Source organism: Colwellia sp. MB3u-8, from assembly GCF_014076985.1.
GTDB lineage: Bacteria > Pseudomonadota > Gammaproteobacteria > Enterobacterales > Alteromonadaceae > Cognaticolwellia.
This window is the reverse complement of the sequence record NZ_JACGVA010000066.1, coordinates 24,710-44,260: the sequence shown is the minus strand read 5'-3', so window position 1 is coordinate 44,260 and position 19,551 is coordinate 24,710. Positions and strand designations below refer to the sequence as shown.

The 19,551-nt window shown below is 38.5% G+C and carries 17 protein-coding genes; 1 reads left to right on the top strand and 16 read right to left on the bottom strand.

The window, feature by feature from the left end:
- Nucleotides 1–1,249: 1,249 nt before the first annotated feature.
- From H4J54_RS11455 to nhaD, 9 genes are all read right to left on the bottom strand, one after another.
- The gene (locus H4J54_RS11455) at nt 1,250–1,948 is read right to left on the bottom strand and encodes a PEP-CTERM sorting domain-containing protein (RefSeq protein WP_182191006.1); all 699 of its coding nucleotides are present in this window, start codon (nt 1,946–1,948) and stop codon (nt 1,250–1,252) included.
- 725 nt (nt 1,949–2,673) lie between these two features.
- On the bottom strand, nt 2,674–3,576 hold the full coding sequence (locus H4J54_RS11450; protein WP_182191005.1) for a sulfotransferase domain-containing protein: 903 nt from the start codon (nt 3,574–3,576) through the stop codon (nt 2,674–2,676).
- A gap of 73 nt (nt 3,577–3,649) precedes the next feature.
- Nucleotides 3,650–4,222 (bottom strand): hypothetical protein, encoded by a 573-nt coding sequence (locus H4J54_RS11445; protein ID WP_182191004.1) that lies wholly within the window; start codon nt 4,220–4,222, stop codon nt 3,650–3,652.
- A gap of 67 nt (nt 4,223–4,289) precedes the next feature.
- Nucleotides 4,290–4,517, bottom strand: a complete 228-nt coding sequence (locus H4J54_RS11440) for a hypothetical protein (protein WP_259366982.1) — start codon at nt 4,515–4,517, stop codon at nt 4,290–4,292.
- Nucleotides 4,518–5,568: 1,051 nt separating this feature from the next.
- A complete protein-coding gene (locus H4J54_RS11435) occupies nt 5,569–6,228 on the bottom strand; it encodes a tetratricopeptide repeat protein (protein WP_182191003.1) in 660 nt (219 codons plus the stop codon).
- 39 nt (nt 6,229–6,267) lie between these two features.
- Nucleotides 6,268–7,056, bottom strand: coding sequence for a thermostable hemolysin (locus tag H4J54_RS11430; RefSeq protein WP_182191002.1), 789 nt, complete (start codon nt 7,054–7,056; stop codon nt 6,268–6,270).
- 360 nt (nt 7,057–7,416) lie between these two features.
- Nucleotides 7,417–8,301: an MBL fold metallo-hydrolase gene (locus tag H4J54_RS11425; protein ID WP_182191001.1), complete on the bottom strand. Its 885-nt coding sequence runs from the start codon at nt 8,299–8,301 to the stop codon at nt 7,417–7,419.
- Nucleotides 8,302–8,537: 236 nt separating this feature from the next.
- Nucleotides 8,538–9,611 (bottom strand): DNA polymerase IV, encoded by a 1,074-nt coding sequence (dinB, locus tag H4J54_RS11420; protein WP_182191000.1) that lies wholly within the window; start codon nt 9,609–9,611, stop codon nt 8,538–8,540.
- 425 nt (nt 9,612–10,036) lie between these two features.
- A complete protein-coding gene (gene nhaD / locus H4J54_RS11415; RefSeq protein ID WP_182190999.1) occupies nt 10,037–11,458 on the bottom strand; it encodes a sodium:proton antiporter NhaD in 1,422 nt (473 codons plus the stop codon).
- Between the two features lie 524 nt (nt 11,459–11,982).
- On the opposite strand from nhaD, the gene H4J54_RS11410 reads away from it, so the two are divergent.
- Nucleotides 11,983–13,185: a HupE/UreJ family protein gene (locus H4J54_RS11410; protein WP_220464166.1), complete on the top strand. Its 1,203-nt coding sequence runs from the start codon at nt 11,983–11,985 to the stop codon at nt 13,183–13,185.
- A gap of 264 nt (nt 13,186–13,449) precedes the next feature.
- Here H4J54_RS11410 and nqrM read toward each other — a convergent pair whose 3' ends face one another.
- From nqrM to H4J54_RS11375, 7 genes are all read right to left on the bottom strand, one after another.
- Nucleotides 13,450–13,671: a (Na+)-NQR maturation NqrM gene (gene nqrM, locus H4J54_RS11405; protein WP_182135079.1), complete on the bottom strand. Its 222-nt coding sequence runs from the start codon at nt 13,669–13,671 to the stop codon at nt 13,450–13,452.
- Nucleotides 13,672–13,773: 102 nt separating this feature from the next.
- A complete protein-coding gene (locus H4J54_RS11400; protein WP_182190998.1) occupies nt 13,774–14,817 on the bottom strand; it encodes an FAD:protein FMN transferase in 1,044 nt (347 codons plus the stop codon).
- A 164-nt stretch (nt 14,818–14,981) separates the two neighbouring features.
- The gene (gene nqrF, locus H4J54_RS11395) at nt 14,982–16,208 is read right to left on the bottom strand and encodes an NADH:ubiquinone reductase (Na(+)-transporting) subunit F (protein WP_182190997.1); all 1,227 of its coding nucleotides are present in this window, start codon (nt 16,206–16,208) and stop codon (nt 14,982–14,984) included.
- Between the two features lie 80 nt (nt 16,209–16,288).
- A complete protein-coding gene (gene nqrE, locus H4J54_RS11390) occupies nt 16,289–16,912 on the bottom strand; it encodes an NADH:ubiquinone reductase (Na(+)-transporting) subunit E (RefSeq protein WP_182190996.1) in 624 nt (207 codons plus the stop codon).
- 6 nt (nt 16,913–16,918) lie between these two features.
- A complete protein-coding gene (locus H4J54_RS11385) occupies nt 16,919–17,542 on the bottom strand; it encodes an NADH:ubiquinone reductase (Na(+)-transporting) subunit D (protein ID WP_182190995.1) in 624 nt (207 codons plus the stop codon).
- Entirely contained in the window at nt 17,542–18,354 is an 813-nt protein-coding gene (locus H4J54_RS11380; protein WP_182190994.1) for a Na(+)-translocating NADH-quinone reductase subunit C, read from the bottom strand. The genes H4J54_RS11385 and H4J54_RS11380 overlap by 1 nt, the downstream gene beginning before the upstream one ends.
- Nucleotides 18,347–19,549 carry an NADH:ubiquinone reductase (Na(+)-transporting) subunit B gene (locus H4J54_RS11375; protein WP_182190993.1) on the bottom strand — a complete coding sequence of 401 codons (1,203 nt, stop codon included), beginning with the start codon at nt 19,547–19,549 and terminating at the stop codon, nt 18,347–18,349. The genes H4J54_RS11380 and H4J54_RS11375 overlap by 8 nt, the downstream gene beginning before the upstream one ends.
- Nucleotides 19,550–19,551: the final 2 nt, after the last annotated feature.

Genomic DNA, 19,551 nt, shown 5'->3' with positions numbered 1-19,551 from the left:
GGATACTCATTTTTAAACTGAGAAGCTATGAATATATTTGATAGCCTAACATAGCAAATTTTAAACTCATTCCCAATAATATTTGTAACCTTATTGATTTTAAATAGCAGAAAACAACCTAGAGCCCCAAAATAATAAAGAACGCAATCACAGCCTAGTCAACAAGCATTAAGTGATGGGCATATCATAACCATTTGGTTTGAAAATAATAAATTCTGCCCTCACGGGGATTAGAAGAGATAAATACAGTTAAATGTTTCGTCCAGCTCAAATTTCAGGCAATGCCACTGAGTACTGGTTGTGCAGGTAGCTTGCAATGTGTGTGATACTGAACTAATTAGACGCTAGTGTGTAAATGGTACAGGGATAGTGGCGAAATATAGTGTAGATATGTCAAATGATTTGCTCTCAAATAAAATTATTTCAATTTTATCCAAATTTCCCCTTAAACCGACTAAATTATGGCTTATTTGTCCAAGTAGACAAACCATTACTCCGACAGTTCTATTACTTAGGGAACATTTGAAAATTAAGTGTGCTGAGATATCTAGTCAACTTATTGATAAAGAGATGGTAACTAAGGAAGATGTTGATTAGCGGAGTTAGCTTAGTGTGTAAATGTTATGCTCTGAATATGACATATCAACAAAATGCGCTGAAATATAATCAATAAACTTTCTAACCTTTGGCACTAGTGGTTGAGACCATGTGGCATTAGTTAACTGAGGAAGGTTTAGCTTAACTACTACTGACTTTCGTTCTAGGCACTGAGTATTTGAAACATTTGCGTATGCTTATTTCAGTTAACCTGATGTTAACCTGATGTTAACCTGATGTTAACCTGATGTTAATAATGCCAGACAATAGATATAGTTCGTTATGGTAAAAATTGCATTGCTAGTGCAACTATAAATGTCTTCTTTTAGCGATCAGTTGACCTTAAAAGTAGGTACTAGCTAATGTCTTCTTGACACATTTTTGACATAAAGGTGAGCACTGATAAATTTTAATAATGTAAACTTTCTTAGAATGATTGCTAAGGGCAATAGCTGCCACTTTGCTGACCTTAGCATTTTAGAATTTATACTGAAAATTTTTGTATGCTTTGCCCTACAGCGGACACGGCTTAACAACCAAAGGATACTTAATCATATAGTGATGGTTTACTTAAAATTTGCTAATTACCAGAAACAAAAAAAACACCAATCATGACAATTAGTGTTTTGTAAGCATAAAATAAACTAATTTTTTAAGATTGTTTCTTAAATCGACGTGATGCTAAGCCAATCATTCCTAATGCAAAAATAGCGAGTGTTGATGGTTCTGGAACCTTAGTACCAAAAAATTCAATCTCGCCTAATTGATGTTGAACACCGTTGTTTACCACAGAAGACGATTGATAACGGAAAATACTGTATGACGTATTAACATTATAGTCATCATCGTTTGAGAATTTAACCACTTGATGACGGTCATTCCAAATAGAAGTACCAGTTACATCATAAGAATATAGAGCTGTGTAATTAACACCGTCATTTGAACCTAATACACTCCACTGATCTGAATCTCTGTACGATGCATCATTTGCTGAAGATAGTGTAAACATATCGAGAATATAACGGTCGCTACCGAAGTTGGCTTCTACCCATACGTCACCAGCATCACAACACCATTTACCATTTCCTCCTGACAATATGTTATCAAATACATTAAATGCGTATTCACCACCGCCAAAACCAGACTCTATACTTGAACGAAAGGTTGCATTGTAATTGACATTCGAATCCGCTAAACCATCATTTTCTGGATCAGTTAAATCTCCACCAATTAATGCCTTAGTATCTGTACCAAGAATTAAACTTGCATTTGCATTTAAAGCTAATAAAGGTAATAAAGGTAATAAAGGTAAAGCAATCAATACTACGAGATGAAAAAATTTAAATTTCATTTGATATTCCTTTTAATCCTTTCACAATAAACTTGAAAGGTAATTGTTAAAAGTGAAATTTCATCACTTTGTCCTACCCGACTTACGCAAAAATCACACCAATAAAATAATACTCAATATTTTCAATGTAATAAAAAAATAAGACACGATATCCATATGCTGATTGTAAAATTATTTGACACAAAAGTCATCCATTCGTTACTTTTATTGCATAATATTAACAAGTGCACATTTTGGTTGGTTTACGATAATAATAGTATGAGATGACTGAATTCAACTTTAGACAATAGATAAATTAGCGAACATTCAGGTTTAAACTATCTAAAATACCCATTGCAGTAGTGTCATTAATTTAAACTCTGTGCTGCATATGCTGAAAAAAACAACATATGCAGCACAGTTCAACTGACTAGTAACCCTTTGGTCTAAACTACACATTATCAACTATCGGACCATAAAGCAGACGTTAGAAAAAAACTACCTACTCATGCCGCCAATGCGCACCAAAGGAACATTAGCACTAACAAATATTAGTGCCGATAAATGAAGTCACTTGGGAGATTGGGTTTAATCGTCACTTATGCCACAAAGCAGACATTAGCTATAGAAACTAATCAAGCAAGGTGGACTAGTTTTTGTATCAATAACGGTCCAATCACCGGGCCAGCTAAGTTGCGCGTGCATTGGCTTGTTATGCGCAATCGGGCTACACGCACGAAAACATATTATCTGAGCTCCCCAGTGGCAAACCAATGTGCACATTCGGGGCCAAGCTCCGATTCCGCACACTGCTCATAATTCATAATCTGTTCAGCAGAAAGCGCATCACGCCACCGACCATTCGTGCCTTTGTGAATAAAGGTTTCTGCGCCCCCTTCCCAGAACGCCCCTCCAAGAGGAACACTCTTTGTGGCATTGGCCTTCATATAGTCGAAACTACAATGCTTTAATATATTCTCCCACTTCGATTCTTCGATGGGTGTGCCAATGAATTTTGCAATGCGGCGAATTTCTCCAGGCATGTCTGACTTCAAATTTGCAAAATGCACCATGTGCACGTTCGGCAAATTCCGAATAGCCCACCAAGTGCGGGCATTATCCCAGAGCGACCAAAATGGAAAGCCGTCTTTTTCCAGCCAATTGTCGAAATACTGAGAGATCGACGAGTATGGTGGCTCGATTCCTGAGCCAATTCTGCCTGGCGTATTGTTAAGAGCGTCGTACCATGCTGCGTTAGCATTAAGATGATGATTGTAAAGACTCCAAACAATATCACGCCCGTCTCGACCGATGTAGATGTACTTCACTCTTTCCGAAAAGACCAGGGCATCCACAGGCAAGTGAGTTTTTACGAATCGACGATGCGTCTGCGCCTCGACCGCAGGCAACTTGACTTCTTTCGGAGGAACTCGCAAGTCCATCCAGGGCGACATTTCAGCAACTTCCAAGCCTTCCTCACCTGAAAACAGGAGCTGGGACACAATTTGCTGCATCCAAGTCGTCCCGGATTTGGCATAGGTCGAAATGACAATATCGTCGTCACGGAATACAAAATCATTCCAGATTGTCGAATCAAAATGATGGTTGTGAAACTCTCTTTTCTTCACAGGAAACACTACTTCATTCATTAGGTCATATCCTTATCTACAAGTTGCAACGTTCCCAGTAACCGGCGCGTCAGGATTGACTGGCGGTTAGGCCTCACTTTTGCACGGCGAGGCGGATATCCTGCTCCCAGTTAGACCAAGAGATTTTGGAACGGTCATTCGCTGGCGATTCCGGCCAACTTATCGCTTGGGCTTTAGTGAGCAATTCAAGCCATGCTGTTTTTGAATTAAGTTGATGACTTGGGCGCCCAAAGACGACAACTGACGGGTCCTCAAGGATTACGACTGGCTGAATTGGACGATGTAAACATAGCCAAGCCGTCTGACTGTCTCGATAATTCGGAGGCATAAACCAAAGTTCTAACGATTCCTTTGCGAGAGTTGTTGATACTGTCTCTCCCGAGAGAGACGTCCATACAACTTGGACGGGCTCTGGCCCGATAACTATGATTTTTGTACCTTTCTGCCCCCTATAGTCGTTGCAGAAGTGATGGCCATACGGTACGGCATCCAATTGCCGATCTATGACCGTCCAGCCTTGAGGAAGGGCTTTTTCGAATCCATAAATTGCTTGATCCACGGCGACACGATCTGTTTGAGCCGCTGTTATCGAGCTGACGGTCGCAAGGACAATCAATAGGATGATTTGTAAGCGATATGTGATCATTGAGTGATTCCAACGCCTGGCTAATAGGTTGGTGTAATTAACATAACTAATCTCGACGGATTTATTTTTATCTATCAGGGCTTTTTTCTTGGTTAGGCCACTGAGAGAAAGCAAGGAAATATAGCAGTAACAGATTTACAAGTGGCACCACCATGAGCAGACTTAACCACTTTGAGTAGCCAGCCTTATAGAAAATAAACCAGAACGGCAAGATCATTACAAACGCCATTACCAACATCATTAAAGAGCCAAATGGCCACATCCCGCTACCAAACATTGATTCGTGCATATTCATATTTCTCCTTGTAATTGAACCACCTAACAACAGCTTATTATGTATACGTCTCAGTATCACACACACCATAAGTAACATTAAATTAACATCAATATCTCATACTTTCAAAGTATTAGAAACTAGTAATGCTAAATCACATGTTATTAGGGCGTGTTATTAAGACCTCTCAGTAACACACCCCGAAAAATCATACTGACTTCCATACAAAAGGGCATTACATCGCTTACGCTAGTAGTTAATTCATTAGAAAATATAGGGCAAGATTTTTAGCTGGAATGTCAGGAACGCACTTTTCAGACCAAAATTTATACCTATTTGCTCTAAACATAAAATATAAAGTACTTAGTCCGCTTTTGCAAAGCAGAGCATTTACTATGATCAATTCACGTCTAAATTAGATTGGCGTTGTGGCATTAGTGATCGTTAAAGCCAATACGCTGATAACCGCGGTGTCAGATTAGTTGCTGGTAGATAAACTAGAGCTAACGTCAGCTTTAGTATTAAAACGCTCTATTCTGAGGTCGAATTTTCGACTAGGAAAGGGTCTGTTCTGTGATAACTAAGCTCGTCTAAACGCCAGTAAACGGCTATCTATGTTATGCAATAAATTACTGGAATATTATTGCAAGTTTCCAACTATAGTTAATTTCGACAAATATGCGAGGGCGAGCTAATTAATCACTATGATAGATAATTAATTATTTCGTTTCCAACTTTGTTTATAAAAGCCCATTTAAGCTTAACGGCATAAGTAGACTTACATTGAAAAATTTTTCTAGCTTTATTGGGCTTCTACATTTAATACAAACTATCATTTTGCGATACATTAATACGCGCTGACTTAGCAAAAGATCAAGCATGACTATTAATATTGGAGCGTTTCGCGATACCTCAAAAGTTCATTGACTAATAAGCTGGTAAGCCATTACTTTGCAACTTATGAGATGCTGAGGAGTCGCCATGGCATCAGCGCCTATCACTTATCTTGTAGACAAAAACAGCTTGAAACCATTATCTTTCAAGCTGTTAAAATCATGCTTAACGATTAAACTTAATGTTTCGCTATACTTTTATTCACTTTGGCAAGTAAAACTAACACCTCTTGCTGTCTAAATTTATCAGCACTGGCTCGGTTAACTCGCTGTGGAGCCGCTTGTGCTAATAATAGGTGCTCTTTTGCTTTTTCATACTGGTCTTGCTCAAGATAAAATTCAGCTAAGAAATAGTTAATATCAATACCCGTAGGATTCATTTTTACAGCGGCTTTAAGATGTTGTTCAGATTTGTCGTCATCACCAAAACTCAGTGGCCAGCCAGGTACTTTAAGGTAAAGAATACCTAAACTGGTGTGCGCAGAGCCTTGTAAAGCAGTTTCATCCAGAGATAAAGCTTTTTCAAAAGCACTTTTAGCATCATCAGCTAAAGAAAGTGCTCCCAAGCCACCTTTTGCCCCCGCAAAACTAGATTGTACAATACCATGCCAAATCCAAGCTTCGGCATGGTCAGGGAATTCAACCGTTAGTTTTTTTGATGCTTGCTGTAACTCGGTAAAATCGTTTTTTTGTTCCTTTTGAGTTTTAACATAATTAGCTTCTACCCACTGTTGCTGTATGGCGAGTAGTGCGTCATCAAAATTAAGCTCGCTGATATTATTCGCGTAAACATTGCTTACAAGGCAACAAAGGAGTGTAAATAATGTAAATTTTTTCATGGTAATACCTTTTTATTAATCATATAAATTAAAAGTTTTTTAACCTAGTTGCTGACATGTTTGGGCAATTTGTTTATCAAGTGATTTAAACATTGCTTGATACATCGGCAGTCGGTCTATCAAAGCAATAACATCGGATAACGACACCGCAATAACCTTTGGATTAGTGGCATAATAACTGCCCCAATCATCAGTCGATGTTTGAATTTTATTCTGATAAGCATCACTAAGGTGAGTGCAATGCACACCTGATTTAACCATTAAATTAACCACCTTTTCTGTACCTGAAAACACCATGTACTTATAGTTTAGATAAAACAAAGAAACGGCTGTGATCATAAATAACGGCAGAGTAAACCTTTGATTGTTACTAAAAAGATGGCCTATTTCGACAATATCTTTTCTGTCGATATTATTTTTTACAAACACAGCTTGTTGCTCAATGGCACCCGAAAGATATTGCTCAATAAATAAATCGTCTTGACCACTACGAATGCCTAAAGCCGCTTTATAAGTACCATTACACAGAGCCAACAAATGGGGCATGGTCACTGAAACTTTCGCCTGATAACTCTTGAGAAAACCTTGTTTGATAAATTGCTCAATTTCGCTTCTTTGCTTACTGCCCAATGCAGCAACTTGAATATCAAAATTGAACTTTTGCTTAACGAGTGTTTGCTTAACAAGTGAGTTGTTACTTGGTGAGTATGGCTTTGGCGTAGTCTTATTTAACAACGGCTCAGGCGATGTCAAATTAACTGAATAATTTTGATATTTTTCAGTTGAAGTTATCTCGTGTACTTGATGGCTTGAAATTGTGTTTAACATTATAACTATCTCCTGAAAAGTTCATAATGTCATTCTATTACTCAAATCTTAAAGCAAGCTTAAGTAAGCTAAAATTATGTTAAGAAATCATCTTATTTTTCACTTTCATGTTTGAGCAACTTAAGTACAAAAGTTAAGTTCGATAAGGCGTTAGTGATGCAAAGATTATGATCATTGAGTAATGACCATGTACCCGCGATATACTCTACATACTGTAAATTCTGCACATAAAAAAAGGGCCATTAAAAAGCCCTTATAGGTAAATAATCTATAGTCGGTTAGCTGAGTTCAGTTTTTTCGACCTTTGTATTCACAGCGCCGATGATGATAACTCACCTATTACTTTGACTCAGTAAACTATTACTTTAAGTCAGCAACCAAGGTTTTCAGCCACTTCTCTTCAGAAATAAATGCCCAAGACAAATGCTGATATTTTTCACCCATACCTTCGTTAAGTATTTGCTGTTCAGATTTTCCTGCAGCAAGTGCCGCAGACACTTTATTAATACTAAACTCCATCATTGTCGCAAAGGCTAGCATATGGCTTTTGTCGGTTAACTTACCATGACCTGGAATAATCACTACATCGTCAGGTGTGTTTTTTAGCATGTACTTAACGTTGGCTAAATAGCCTTTAACACTACCACCACTTTCTAAGTCGATATAAGGAAAGCCCACTTCAAAAAATAAGTCTCCGGTATGTAATACGTTCGCTTTTTTAAAGTAAACATAGGTATCGCCATCAGTATGGCCGCTAGGTAAATGTGTTAGCTGAATTTCTTCGTCAGCTAAATAAATAGTAATACCATCTTTGTAGGTTACCACCGGCAAACTTTCTACTTCATGGTCGGCTTTGCTGCTCAACCGGCTGCGAACATTCTCATGGGCAAAAATTGGCGCTTTATGTGAAAAAAACTGATTACTGCCAGTATGGTCGCCGTGATAATGCGTATTGATGATATATTTAAGTGCTTTATCCTCAATGCCTTTCATTGCCGCTTCAATTTTCTCAGCTAATGGGGCAAATTTATCATCAACTAATAGCAAACCTTGCTCTGTGCCTAACACACCAATATTACCACCTGGGCCTTGCAACATATAAACACCGCCTGCAGCGGGTTGCACAGTTATATCGGCATCGGCCATTTCTTGCGCATGCAATGAAACACTCAATAATGTACTCACGACTGCACTCACTAAAACGCTAAAAAGTGTAGTTGGTGGCACTAAAAGTTTTTTTAACATAATTTTCCGCCATTGTTAATATGATTAAGACTTGAGTATTCAAAGCATAGGTTAAATCCTATTAATAGCTTTAACCTTCTATCATTCAATTGCCGTTGGTATTGATATTCGCATTAGTTGATATGGATTATTTTACTCCCTTTGACCGTACTTAGATCACTTTGCCCTAGCATTATGATGTTAAAGGCAATAAAACCCAAAACACCAAGTTATCAAAAATATAATACTAATATAAGCTAAAATAAAGCTAACTGACTTTGCTTATCATGACTATGCTGCTCAGTAAAACCCAATGACAAGCCTATCAAGCGAACTTTTCGATTATTAGCTCGGGTCATAGCTTTTTGTAGTAACGTAATAAAAACAGCTTCAAGACAAGCTGTTGATTGAATATCAACCGTTGTTTGCTGAAAGTCAGCAAACTTAATTTTTACTGTTTGTTTGCTAATTTCACGATCGGCATACTTGGCTAAGCGCAGTTGTAGTTTACTAAATAAACTTATTAATATCGTCTGACATTGTTCAATAGAATCAATATCTTCTGCCAGAGTGGTTTCAATTGCCAGTGATTTTCTAATCCGTGACGTTTCAAGTGCTCTGTCATCTATACCAAAGCTACGTTGGTATAGAACCTTGGCGAATTTACCCACTATAGTGTGTAGTTTTGCTACCGAACTCGCTCTTACATCGGCGCAGCTTTCAAAACCAAAAACTTTTAGCTTTTCACTGGTTTTTGGCCCAATGCCTGGGATTTTTTTCAGCGCTAAATTAGCCACAAAAGCACTGACATTTTCTGGCGTAACTACACATTGGCCATTGGGCTTATTTTCATCGCTAGCAATTTTAGCTAGAAACTTATTGGGCGCAATACCAGCCGACGCGGTGAGATTAAGCTCGTTATAAATATCACGGCGTATTTGTTCGGCAATTAAGGTAGCGCTACCATAAAATAACGGCGAATCAGTCACATCAAGATACGCTTCATCTAACGACAAAGGTTCAATTAAACCAGTATAGCGGTGTAATATGGCGCTAATTTGTTGCGATACTTGCTGATAAACTGACATACGGCCATTAACAATAATCAGTTCAGGGCAAAGGGCTTTCGCCCTTGCGTTTGGCATAGCGGAGCGCACACCAAACTCTCTCGCCTTATAGTTACAAGTACACAACACACCACGCGGCCCATTGCCACCAACAGCAATAGGCACATGGCGCCACTGGGGATTATCACGCATTTCAACAGCAGCGTAAAAGCAATCCATATCGATATGAATTATCTTTTTTTGCGGTGGCTTATCTTTAAACATTCAGCATGCCATATAAATAAATTGATGTAAGATATAACAATACAGACCATAGCTGTATATAAATACAGTTACTTTACCATTTATTAAGCTAGCGTCAATATAGTAAAATCAAACAATGAAGAAATGGCTTAAGTTATCAATATAAATCATTATAAGATGTTGAATGCTAGTGGCCGTAGGCCGTAGTGCAAAGCATCAATTTTCCTCAAAGGATTGTTAAAATGAAGACTGAGTTAAAGAGTAATTGAATAGAGCCAAGCCCCTTTTCTGGTTACTCATTGAAGTGATTAGTTACTATATTAAGCGGCAAACTAGCTAAGGTTAAATACGCTTTAGGCGTAATAACAATAACTAGTTCGAAATCATATATTTTCAGTTAAGCTAAACTGAAAATATATTAACCATTAACCATTAACCATTAACCATTAACCATTAATCAGAAAGTGTACGCCAATACTTGCCGCGTAACCTAAAGCAATAGCCCAACTCCACTTTAAGTGACCCATAAAAGAATACATACCTTTGGTCTGCCCCATTAACGCCACACCTGCCGCTGAGCCAATTGACAGCAAACTGCCGCCAACCCCTGCGGTCATGGTAACTAATAACCATTGCTGAAGATCCATCACTGGGTTCATACTTAACACCGCAAACACTACCGGAATGTTATCAACAATGGCTGATAATACACCTACGGCAATATTGGCATAAGTTGGGCTCCAGTTACTGTACAAGGCCTCTGAAACTAAACTTAAATAGCCCATAAAGCCTAAACCACCCACACACATAACAACGCCGTAAAAGAACAATAAGGTGTCCCACTCTGCCCGTGCAATTTTGTCAAAAATATCAAAAGGTATAATATTGCCAAGCTTTTTTAATGCCTCTGCATCGTTTTCAGCTTCGGCTTTATTACGTTTTTTATCTAAAGAGCGCGGTAGGCTCATACGTAAATAAAAACCAAAGAATTTTAAGTAACCTAATCCCATCATCATACCTAACACGGGTGGCATATTAACCACACTATGGCATAACACGGCTGTTGCAATGGTCAGCACAAAAAGTGCGATAATTCTTTTTGCTCCTCGTTTTATTTGAAAAGTTTCACTGACTACTGCCGTCGACTTTTCATTGGAAATGAAAAAGCTCATGATGATGGCGGGTACTGCAAAATTGACGACTGAGGGAATAAACAAGACAATAAATTGTTCAAACTTAACCAGCCCTGACTGCCAAATCATTAAAGTAGTAATGTCGCCAAACGGACTAAATACACCACCCGCATTAGCCGCAACAACAATATTAATGCAGGCTATATTGATAAACTTTTTATCCTTCGACGCCACTTTTAATATAATGGCACACATCAACATGGCGGTCGTTAAGTTGTTAGCAAATGAAGAAATAGCGAAGGCTAAAATACCCGTTACCCAGAACAACGACCTAAGGCTCAAGCCCTTAGAAACCATCCATAAACGCAAGCCATCGAAAATACCTCTTTCTTCCATAGCGTTAATGTAGGTCATGGCCACAAGAAGAAATAATAATAACTGCGCATATTCAAGTAAGTTATGATTAAAGGCTTCCTCTGCCTCTAAGGGCACTCCATGCTGGGTGTATACCCAGCCAATAATTAACCAAATAACACCGGCGGCAACAAGCACAGGTTTTGATTTTCTTAAGTGGATAACGTCTTCACCAATAACCAGTAGGTAGGCGATTGAGAATAAGATAAGGGCAGTGAAACCAAATATCGAGTTGGTTAAATCAATACTACCGTGACCTGAGGCCCAAGCAGTAACAGGAATACATGAAAGTAACAGAATTAATAATATTTTTTTAAACATAAGTACCTAATGAACTCAATATTGTTCTGGTTATTAGCCTTGACCCATGACTAAAATGGCTCTTTTATTGGCTTGTACTATTTTCAAACTTAACTCGGCTGTTTACTCGCTGTTTAATGTATCAATTTGATCTGATTAAGCGGATAAATTCGCGCTGATAAGTAACGAATAAGGCTCTCTGCTTTGCTAAATCATTTAAATTTTAGCAAAGCAGAGGTATTGCCCACAGTATTATAATCTGTGAAATAACATGTGGCTTATATTATTTTTAAAGTTTTTACTCTAAATCATAATATATCGCAAAATTTTGTCACTTTCCATCGGCATGATAAATAATAAGCTTTAGGTTTAGCTTTTATGTTTGTCCATTAATAAGCGCTAGCTAGTAGTAAAGAATAGGTAAAGGAGAGATAAGTCGTGATATATAAATTTAAAAGTATCCCCTTCATTTTAAAATCACTGTTAATTTTATAAAAGATGCGATAGCTTAGCGCTATTTTTTTCTCACCATAAAGGTTTTTATTTTGCATACGCGAGCACTTTCTCCGCTATATATTTTTATTATTTTATTAACGACAGCACTTTTTTCATGCGCTAGCTCTGCTCATAGTGATGATATTAATCAGGCGACGTTATCGTTAGATAACAGTGAACATTATCAACTTGTTGTTACGGTAGACTTGCTGCATTTACTCAAAAAAAATCTCAACATCTCAGGTGATGACACTAAGGTGATTGGTGTACTCAATCAGCTCTCGTTTGTTGAACAAAAAAAGCTACTCGAACATCTGCAAGTTATTTTGAGCCAGCAAACTAGTCTGCACTTTACTTATATAAATGAGCATAGAAATATTGACGGGAACATAGAACAAAATCTAAAGCACAATATCTCGCCCTTTAAAGGCTTACAATTACAGCATTTAAAGCGAATATTATCTCAACAAGCAGGCTTAACCGAATATAAAGCGCAATTAAACGTAACCGGAGATATTCCACAAGGGGTGGGTGAAGTTGCGGTGCGATTTTCGCCATTATTGGGTGATATTGTACTGAAAGTGATTCGGCCACAGCAAGAAATCATCCGTTCAGCAAGCCTAAGTAACCGTTATAAAATTAGTTTAGCCAACGCCAACTTAGCAGCAAGTAACGCTATAGTGCCTACAAGAATAAAACTTGCCGCTGATTATATTTATCAGGGTTTTGTTCATATACTGCCACTGGGCTTAGATCATATTCTTTTTGTTTTAGCCCTTTTACTTTTTGCTAAACGTCGCTCAACTTTACTATGGCAAGTCTCTGCATTTACCCTAGCGCATACCATTACGCTTGCCTTAAGTATTTACGGTGTTGTAGCCTTGTCTAGCGCAATTGTAGAGCCGCTCATTGCATTATCTATTGTCTATGTAGGCGTTGAGAATATTTACCGAGCGCAAACAAATACTACTAGTTATACACGAATGCCGATAATATTTGCCTTCGGTTTGTTACATGGTTTAGGCTTTGCTTCGGTATTAGGCGATCTGGGATTAGCGCAGAGTCAATATGCCTTGAGTTTGATCTCATTTAACATTGGCGTTGAACTAGGACAACTGACAGTTATTGCCCTCGCTTTTATTTTTTTATATCCCTTGAGGAGTAAAGTTTGGTATCAAAAAAGGTTAGTGCTGTCGCTTAATATTGCGATTGCCGTTATCGCTATCTATTGGCTAATTGAACGACTTATTTAAGCGTTTTAGTTAAGTGATTAGCATGGTAAATGGCAGTAGTTAATGGTTAATAGTTAACTAAGCATCACATTCTTTGACATCGAGCTACAAGGCTCTGCTAATACCAAAGAAGCTTCGATGACTAAAAACAACCATTGCTCAAGTTATACTGCTCAAGCTAAACAGAAAAAGGTGAGCTAAGCTCACCTTTTTCTAAAAATCATCTGACGTAAACTGCAAGTTTTGATAACACAATGCGCTAAAAACTTTACTTACGTCAACAGTCTAAATATTTTTCACACTGATGTCGCCAATGGTTAATGCCGCTACTCGATCACGTTCTTGGCGCTTTTCACAAGGATCATCACAGTTGCATGACTTATCAATACCAACGTTCGCTAGACCACCACAACTACCAGCAAGTGTTTTGTTCTGAAATATATAACCTACTGCCATTGCCATAACAATAACGAGAAAAAAACATAAGGTGATTAAAAAAATAACCATAACGAGTGCCTACCTATTTGATAAAACTTTAATAAGTTGATTATAAAAATAAATTTTAAATAACGGGAATAACGTCAGTAACGTAAATAAAACCCTGAAAACCTACTTGAGGTACTGCATGAATTTTACCGTGCTTTGCTCGACAAAGCCATGATCAGTTTTCTCAATAATGTAAACCGCAAGATCATTAGCCTCTGCAAACGCCAGCGCTTTTTCTTCACCCATCACCATCATTGCCGTAGATAAACCGTCAGCAGTCATTGATGATGGATGAATTACCGTCACAGAAACCAGTTTATGATTAATCGGCTTGCCCGTCTTTGGATCTATGATATGCGAAAATCGTTGGCCGTCAGCTTCAAAATAAATGCGGTAGTCACCTGAAGTAGCAACCGCGTTATCTTTTGGCACTATAATTTGATGAACAGCACGCTCAGTACTTAAAGGCTTTTCAATCGCAACATGCCAAAGTTCACCGGTATGTTTAAAACCTTTAAGACGCATCTCTCCACCAATTTCAACGAGGTAGTTATTGATACCATTCGCCTCGACGAACTCAGCGACTAAATCAACGCCATAACCTTTGGCAATGGTTGACAAATCAACATAAAGATCGGGAATACTTTTACTTAACATGCCGTTTTTAAATGCTAACTTATCTAAACCCACTCGCGCTTTGGTTGCCGCTAATAATTCATTATTTGGTATGGTTTCAGGACGATATTCTGGCCCAAAACCCCATAAGTTAACTAATGGCCCTACCGTTACATCAAGCGCACCATGACTTAACTCTCCTAAGCGAATAGCTTCTTTAATTACCCGAGCTAAACCTGCTGAGACATTAACCGGCGAAAGTGACCCTGATTGATTGAATCTTGATAATTCGGAATCTGTAATATAAGTCGACATTTCCTGATTGAGTTGTTTTAACTGTTTATCAATACCTTGCTGGATTTTAACTGCGTCTATGTTCTGACCCACCAGTTTAATATTATAGGTGGTGCCCATCGTATTGCCTTGCAACAAATATTCTTGACGAGCAAGATCATTACTGGGTGAACAACCACTAAACACAACTAACATGCTTGTTATTAGCCATAATTTAGCGGCTAATTTGTACTTGGGTAGGTTAAAACTATATTGCATCACAATATCCTTAATAAAAGTTTACTTAGCTAAAGCAAGCTGCGTCATTGATGAAAAAATACCGCTTGTTTTAGCTAAATAAATTCAGTGATAAAATTATAAAAGAATAGCCATTAAAAAGGCGACCTAGGCCGCCTTTTCACTTAATGAATTCGCGAGCTTAATTAGCCACCGAAATCATCTAACATGATGTTTTCATCTTCAACACCCAGATCTTTCAACATATGAATAACGGCAGCGTTCATCATTGGAGGACCACACATGTAGTACTCACAATCTTCTGGCGCTTCATGGTCTTTCAAGTAGTTTTCATGCAATACATTATGAATAAAACCTGTCATGCCATCCCAGTTATCTTCTGGTTGTGGATCGGATAAGGCCACATGCCAATTGAAGTTGTCATTTTCAGCAGCAAGGCCGTTATAATCATCTTCATAAAACATTTCACGTTTAGAACGAGCACCATACCAAAACGATATTTTACGTTTAGTATGCAAACGTTTAAGTTGATCGAAAATATGAGAACGCATAGGCGCCATACCTGCACCACCGCCAATAAAGACCATTTCACTTTCGCCTTCTTTGGCAAAGAACTCACCAAATGGGCCTGAAATAGTCACTTTATCGCCAGCTTTTAAGCTGAAGATATAAGATGACATTTTACCTGCTGGCAAATGTAAACGCCCTGGAGGTGGCGTAGCAATACGCACGTTCAGCATGATAATGCCTTCTTCCTCTGGATAGTTCGCCATTGAATAAGCACGTAACGTAGGCTCATCAACTTTTGATTCTACATCAAAAAAGCCAAAATGATTCCAGTCACCTTTGTATTGTTCATCGATATCAAAATCGCTGTATTTTACGTGGTGAACAGGTGCTTCAATTTGAATATAACCACCCGCGCGGAAAGGTACAGACTCACCATTTGGAATTTGTAACTTAAGTTCTTTAATAAAAGTTGCTTGGTTATCGTTAGAGATAACTTCACATTCCCATTGCTGAACACCAAAGATTTCATCTTCAAGCACAATATCCATATCTTGCTTAACAGCCACTTGACAGGCTAAACGACAACCTTCTTTTGCTTCACGCTTATTGATATGGCCTGATTCAGTGGGTAGCAGATCACCACCACCTGAATGTATTTCTACACGACACTGGCCACAAGTACCACCGCCACCACAAGCTGAAGGTATAAAAATACCTTGGTCAGCAAGTGCGCTTAAAAGCTTACCACCAGCCGGAGTTACTACCGACTTTTCTGGGTCGCCATTAATGCTAATCGTAACGTCACCTGAAGAAACTAACTTAGATTTGGCAAGTAAAATCACCACTACTAAGGCTAGCACTATCGCAGTAAACATCGATACGCCGAGAATAATAATTTCCATCGACTTTCCTTTAATTTTCTCTAAGGGTTTTAGCTAAGTCATTTACTCGCAAGTAAGTGTTCGCTAAAACCAACATAAACCTAAAGTGAAATACCACCGAAAGAAAGAAAGCCAAAGGCCATCAGTCCTGCAGAAATAAACGTAATACCTAGACCTTTTAAGCCATCAGGTACGTCCGAGTATTTCATTTTTTCACGAATACCCGCCATTAATACTATTGCTAACATCCAACCAACACCTGAGCCAATGCCGTAAACAACACTTTCACCTAAGGTTAAGTTTTTCGCTACCATAAACGACACACCACCAAAGATGGCACAGTTAACGGTAATCAAGGGTAAGAAAACACCCAGTGCTTGATATAGCGCAGGAAAGTATTTATCTAAAACCATTTCAAGAATTTGCACTAAGGCCGCAATCACACCAATAAAGGTAATAAAAGACAAAAAGCTTAAATCTATTGAGTCTTTCGCCTCGGTAACACCCATGACGCTATCTAACGCACCTGGCGCTAAAATCGCTTGATAAATGATTTGGTTAACAGGTACTGCAATGCCTAATACTACAACAACTGCAACACCCAAACCTATCGCCGTGCTAACTTTCTTAGAAACCGCTAAGAATGTACACATACCTAGGAAGAAGGTTAATGCCATATTTTCAATAAATATAGCCTTAACAAATATACTTAAATAATGTTCCATAACGACTTAATCCTTCTCTACTTGTTCTGGCCTGAACTGGCGAATTGCCCAGATAATTAAACCGATAATGAAGAATGAGCTAAAGGGTAAAACTAATAAGCCATTACCTTGGTACCAACCGTCATTTTGCACCAAAGTAAACACTTCATAACCAAATAGTTCACCAAAACCAAATAGTTCACGGAAAAAAGCAACAACCATCAACACAGCACCGTAACCTAAACCATTACCTATACCATCTAAAAAGCTAACCCCTGGCTTTTCTTTCATCGCAAAAGCTTCAGCACGTCCCATCACAATACAGTTAGTAATGATCAGTCCGATAAATACCGACAGCTCTTTTGATAGCTGATAAGAAAACGCTTTTAATACTTGGTCAACCAAAATAACCAACGAAGCAATAATCACCATCTGTACTATGATACGAACACTTGATGGTATTTGATTACGAATAAGTGAAATAAATAAATTTGAAAAGCCTGTTACTAGCATCACGGCAAGCGTCATAACCAACGCATTCGCTAATGAGCTTGTAACGGCCAGTGCAGAACAAACACCCAGCACTTGCAAGGCGATCGGGTTATTATCAACAACAGGTCCAAATAAAACCTTTTTAGTATCTGTCGACATTAGTTCAGTCCTCCAGCACGATAGTTAGTAATAAATGGGCCATAGCCTTCTTCACCTAACCAAAAATGTAAAGTACGCTCAACACCATTACTGGTCAAGGTTGCACCAGACAAGGCATCTACGCCGTGAATATTGCCAGCTTTAGCGCCACCTTTAACAATTTGAATCGCTATATTGCCTTGTTCGTCAAACATTTCCTTACCTGGCCACAAAGCTTTCCACTTAGGGTTAAGTACTTCAGCACCTAAGCCCGGCGTTTCTTTTAGATCAGAATAGATAACGCTTTTCACGGTATTTAAATCAGACTCTAAACCAATAAAGCCGTACATTAGATCCCATAAGCCAGAGCCAACAATAGGCAATACTATCGTTGATACCTTACCTTGTTCATCTTTAATCAAATAAACCACAGCGTTATCAGCTTGACGATTGATACCAGCAATATCATTTTCAGGTATTGAGCTTTTACTGACATCACGCGCATCAGCACGTTCATCAAAGGTTTTAACATTACCTTCAATAACTTTACCTGTTGCTAAGCTAATCATCTTGGCATCAACATACTTTTCATACGTATCAACAATACTTTCAGATTCACCACCCAAAGCTTTAATATTTTCCGCTTTAAGCGCTACCGCTAATAAACCAGATGCTTCAAGGATTTTAGTTTGCTTATCAAGCAATTTATTTGCAGTTTGTAAGGGTTTTAAACCAACCGCCGCAATTGATACTAAGGCAGCACAAACTAGACAAATTATAAATACGAAACCAACAGTTCCGCCGAAAGTTTCTTTCTTTTTAGTATCAGACATTACGAGCAAGCCTCCGTTTGATATTTTCTTGAGCCATAAAATAATCAAGTAGTGGAGCAAACAAGTTAGCGAATAAAATAGCTAACATAATACCTTCTGGGAATGCTGGGTTAACCACACGTATTAGTACCACCATCAGACCAATCATTGCCCCATACCAATATTTACCTTTATTGGTAAATGCAGCGGTTACTGGGTCTGTTGCCATAAACATCATACCAAAAGCAAAACCACCACTGACAAGGTGCCAATACCAAGGCATAGCAAACATAGCATTGGTATCACTACCAATGGCATTAAATAGCATTGACGTTAACACCATACCGGTAAACACACCCAACACGATGCGCCATGAAGCAATACCTTTATAAAGTATATAAGCACCACCAAGCAGAACCATTACCGTGGAAACCTCGCCAACAGAGCCTGGGATATAACCTAAGAAAGCATTCCACCAATCAGTACCTAGGGTATAATCGTTTAGGCCTTGGCTTGCTGCACTTAGCGTTGTTGCACCCGAGTAACCATCAACAGCAACCCACACAGAGCCACCAGAGATATCCGTTGGATAAGCAAAGTATAAAAACGCACGACCGGCTAATGCTGGATTTAAGAAGTTTTTACCTGTACCACCAAATATTTCTTTGGCAATAACAATACCAAAAGTAATACCTATGGCGGCTTGCCATAGTGGAATAGTTGCCGGTAAGATTAAAGCGAAAAGTACTGAACTAACAAAGAAACCTTCGTTAACTTCATGTTTGCGCACTGAGGCAAACAACACTTCCCAAAAACCACCGACAACAAATACTGTGGCATAGATAGGTAAGAAGAACACAGCGCCGTAACACATCATGCTGAACCAACCAGATTCTGCAGATAAGCTACCACCCAACATTTCAAACAAACCGACTTGCCAATTATCAGATAAAGCGTAACCGGCCGCTAATGCGTCAGCCGCTTGAAAACCAATGTTGTACATACCCCAGAACATAGCAGGGAAAACCGCTAGCCATACTGTGATCATAATACGTTTAAGATCCATACTGTCACGAATGTGAGTTTGACCTTTGTTCACTTGGCCAGGCGTAAATAGCCCTGTTGCAACCGCTTCGTAAAGCGCATACCAAGTTTCAAATTTACCGCCTTTTTCAAATTGCGGTTCAATATCTTCAATAAACTTTTTCAAGCCCATGA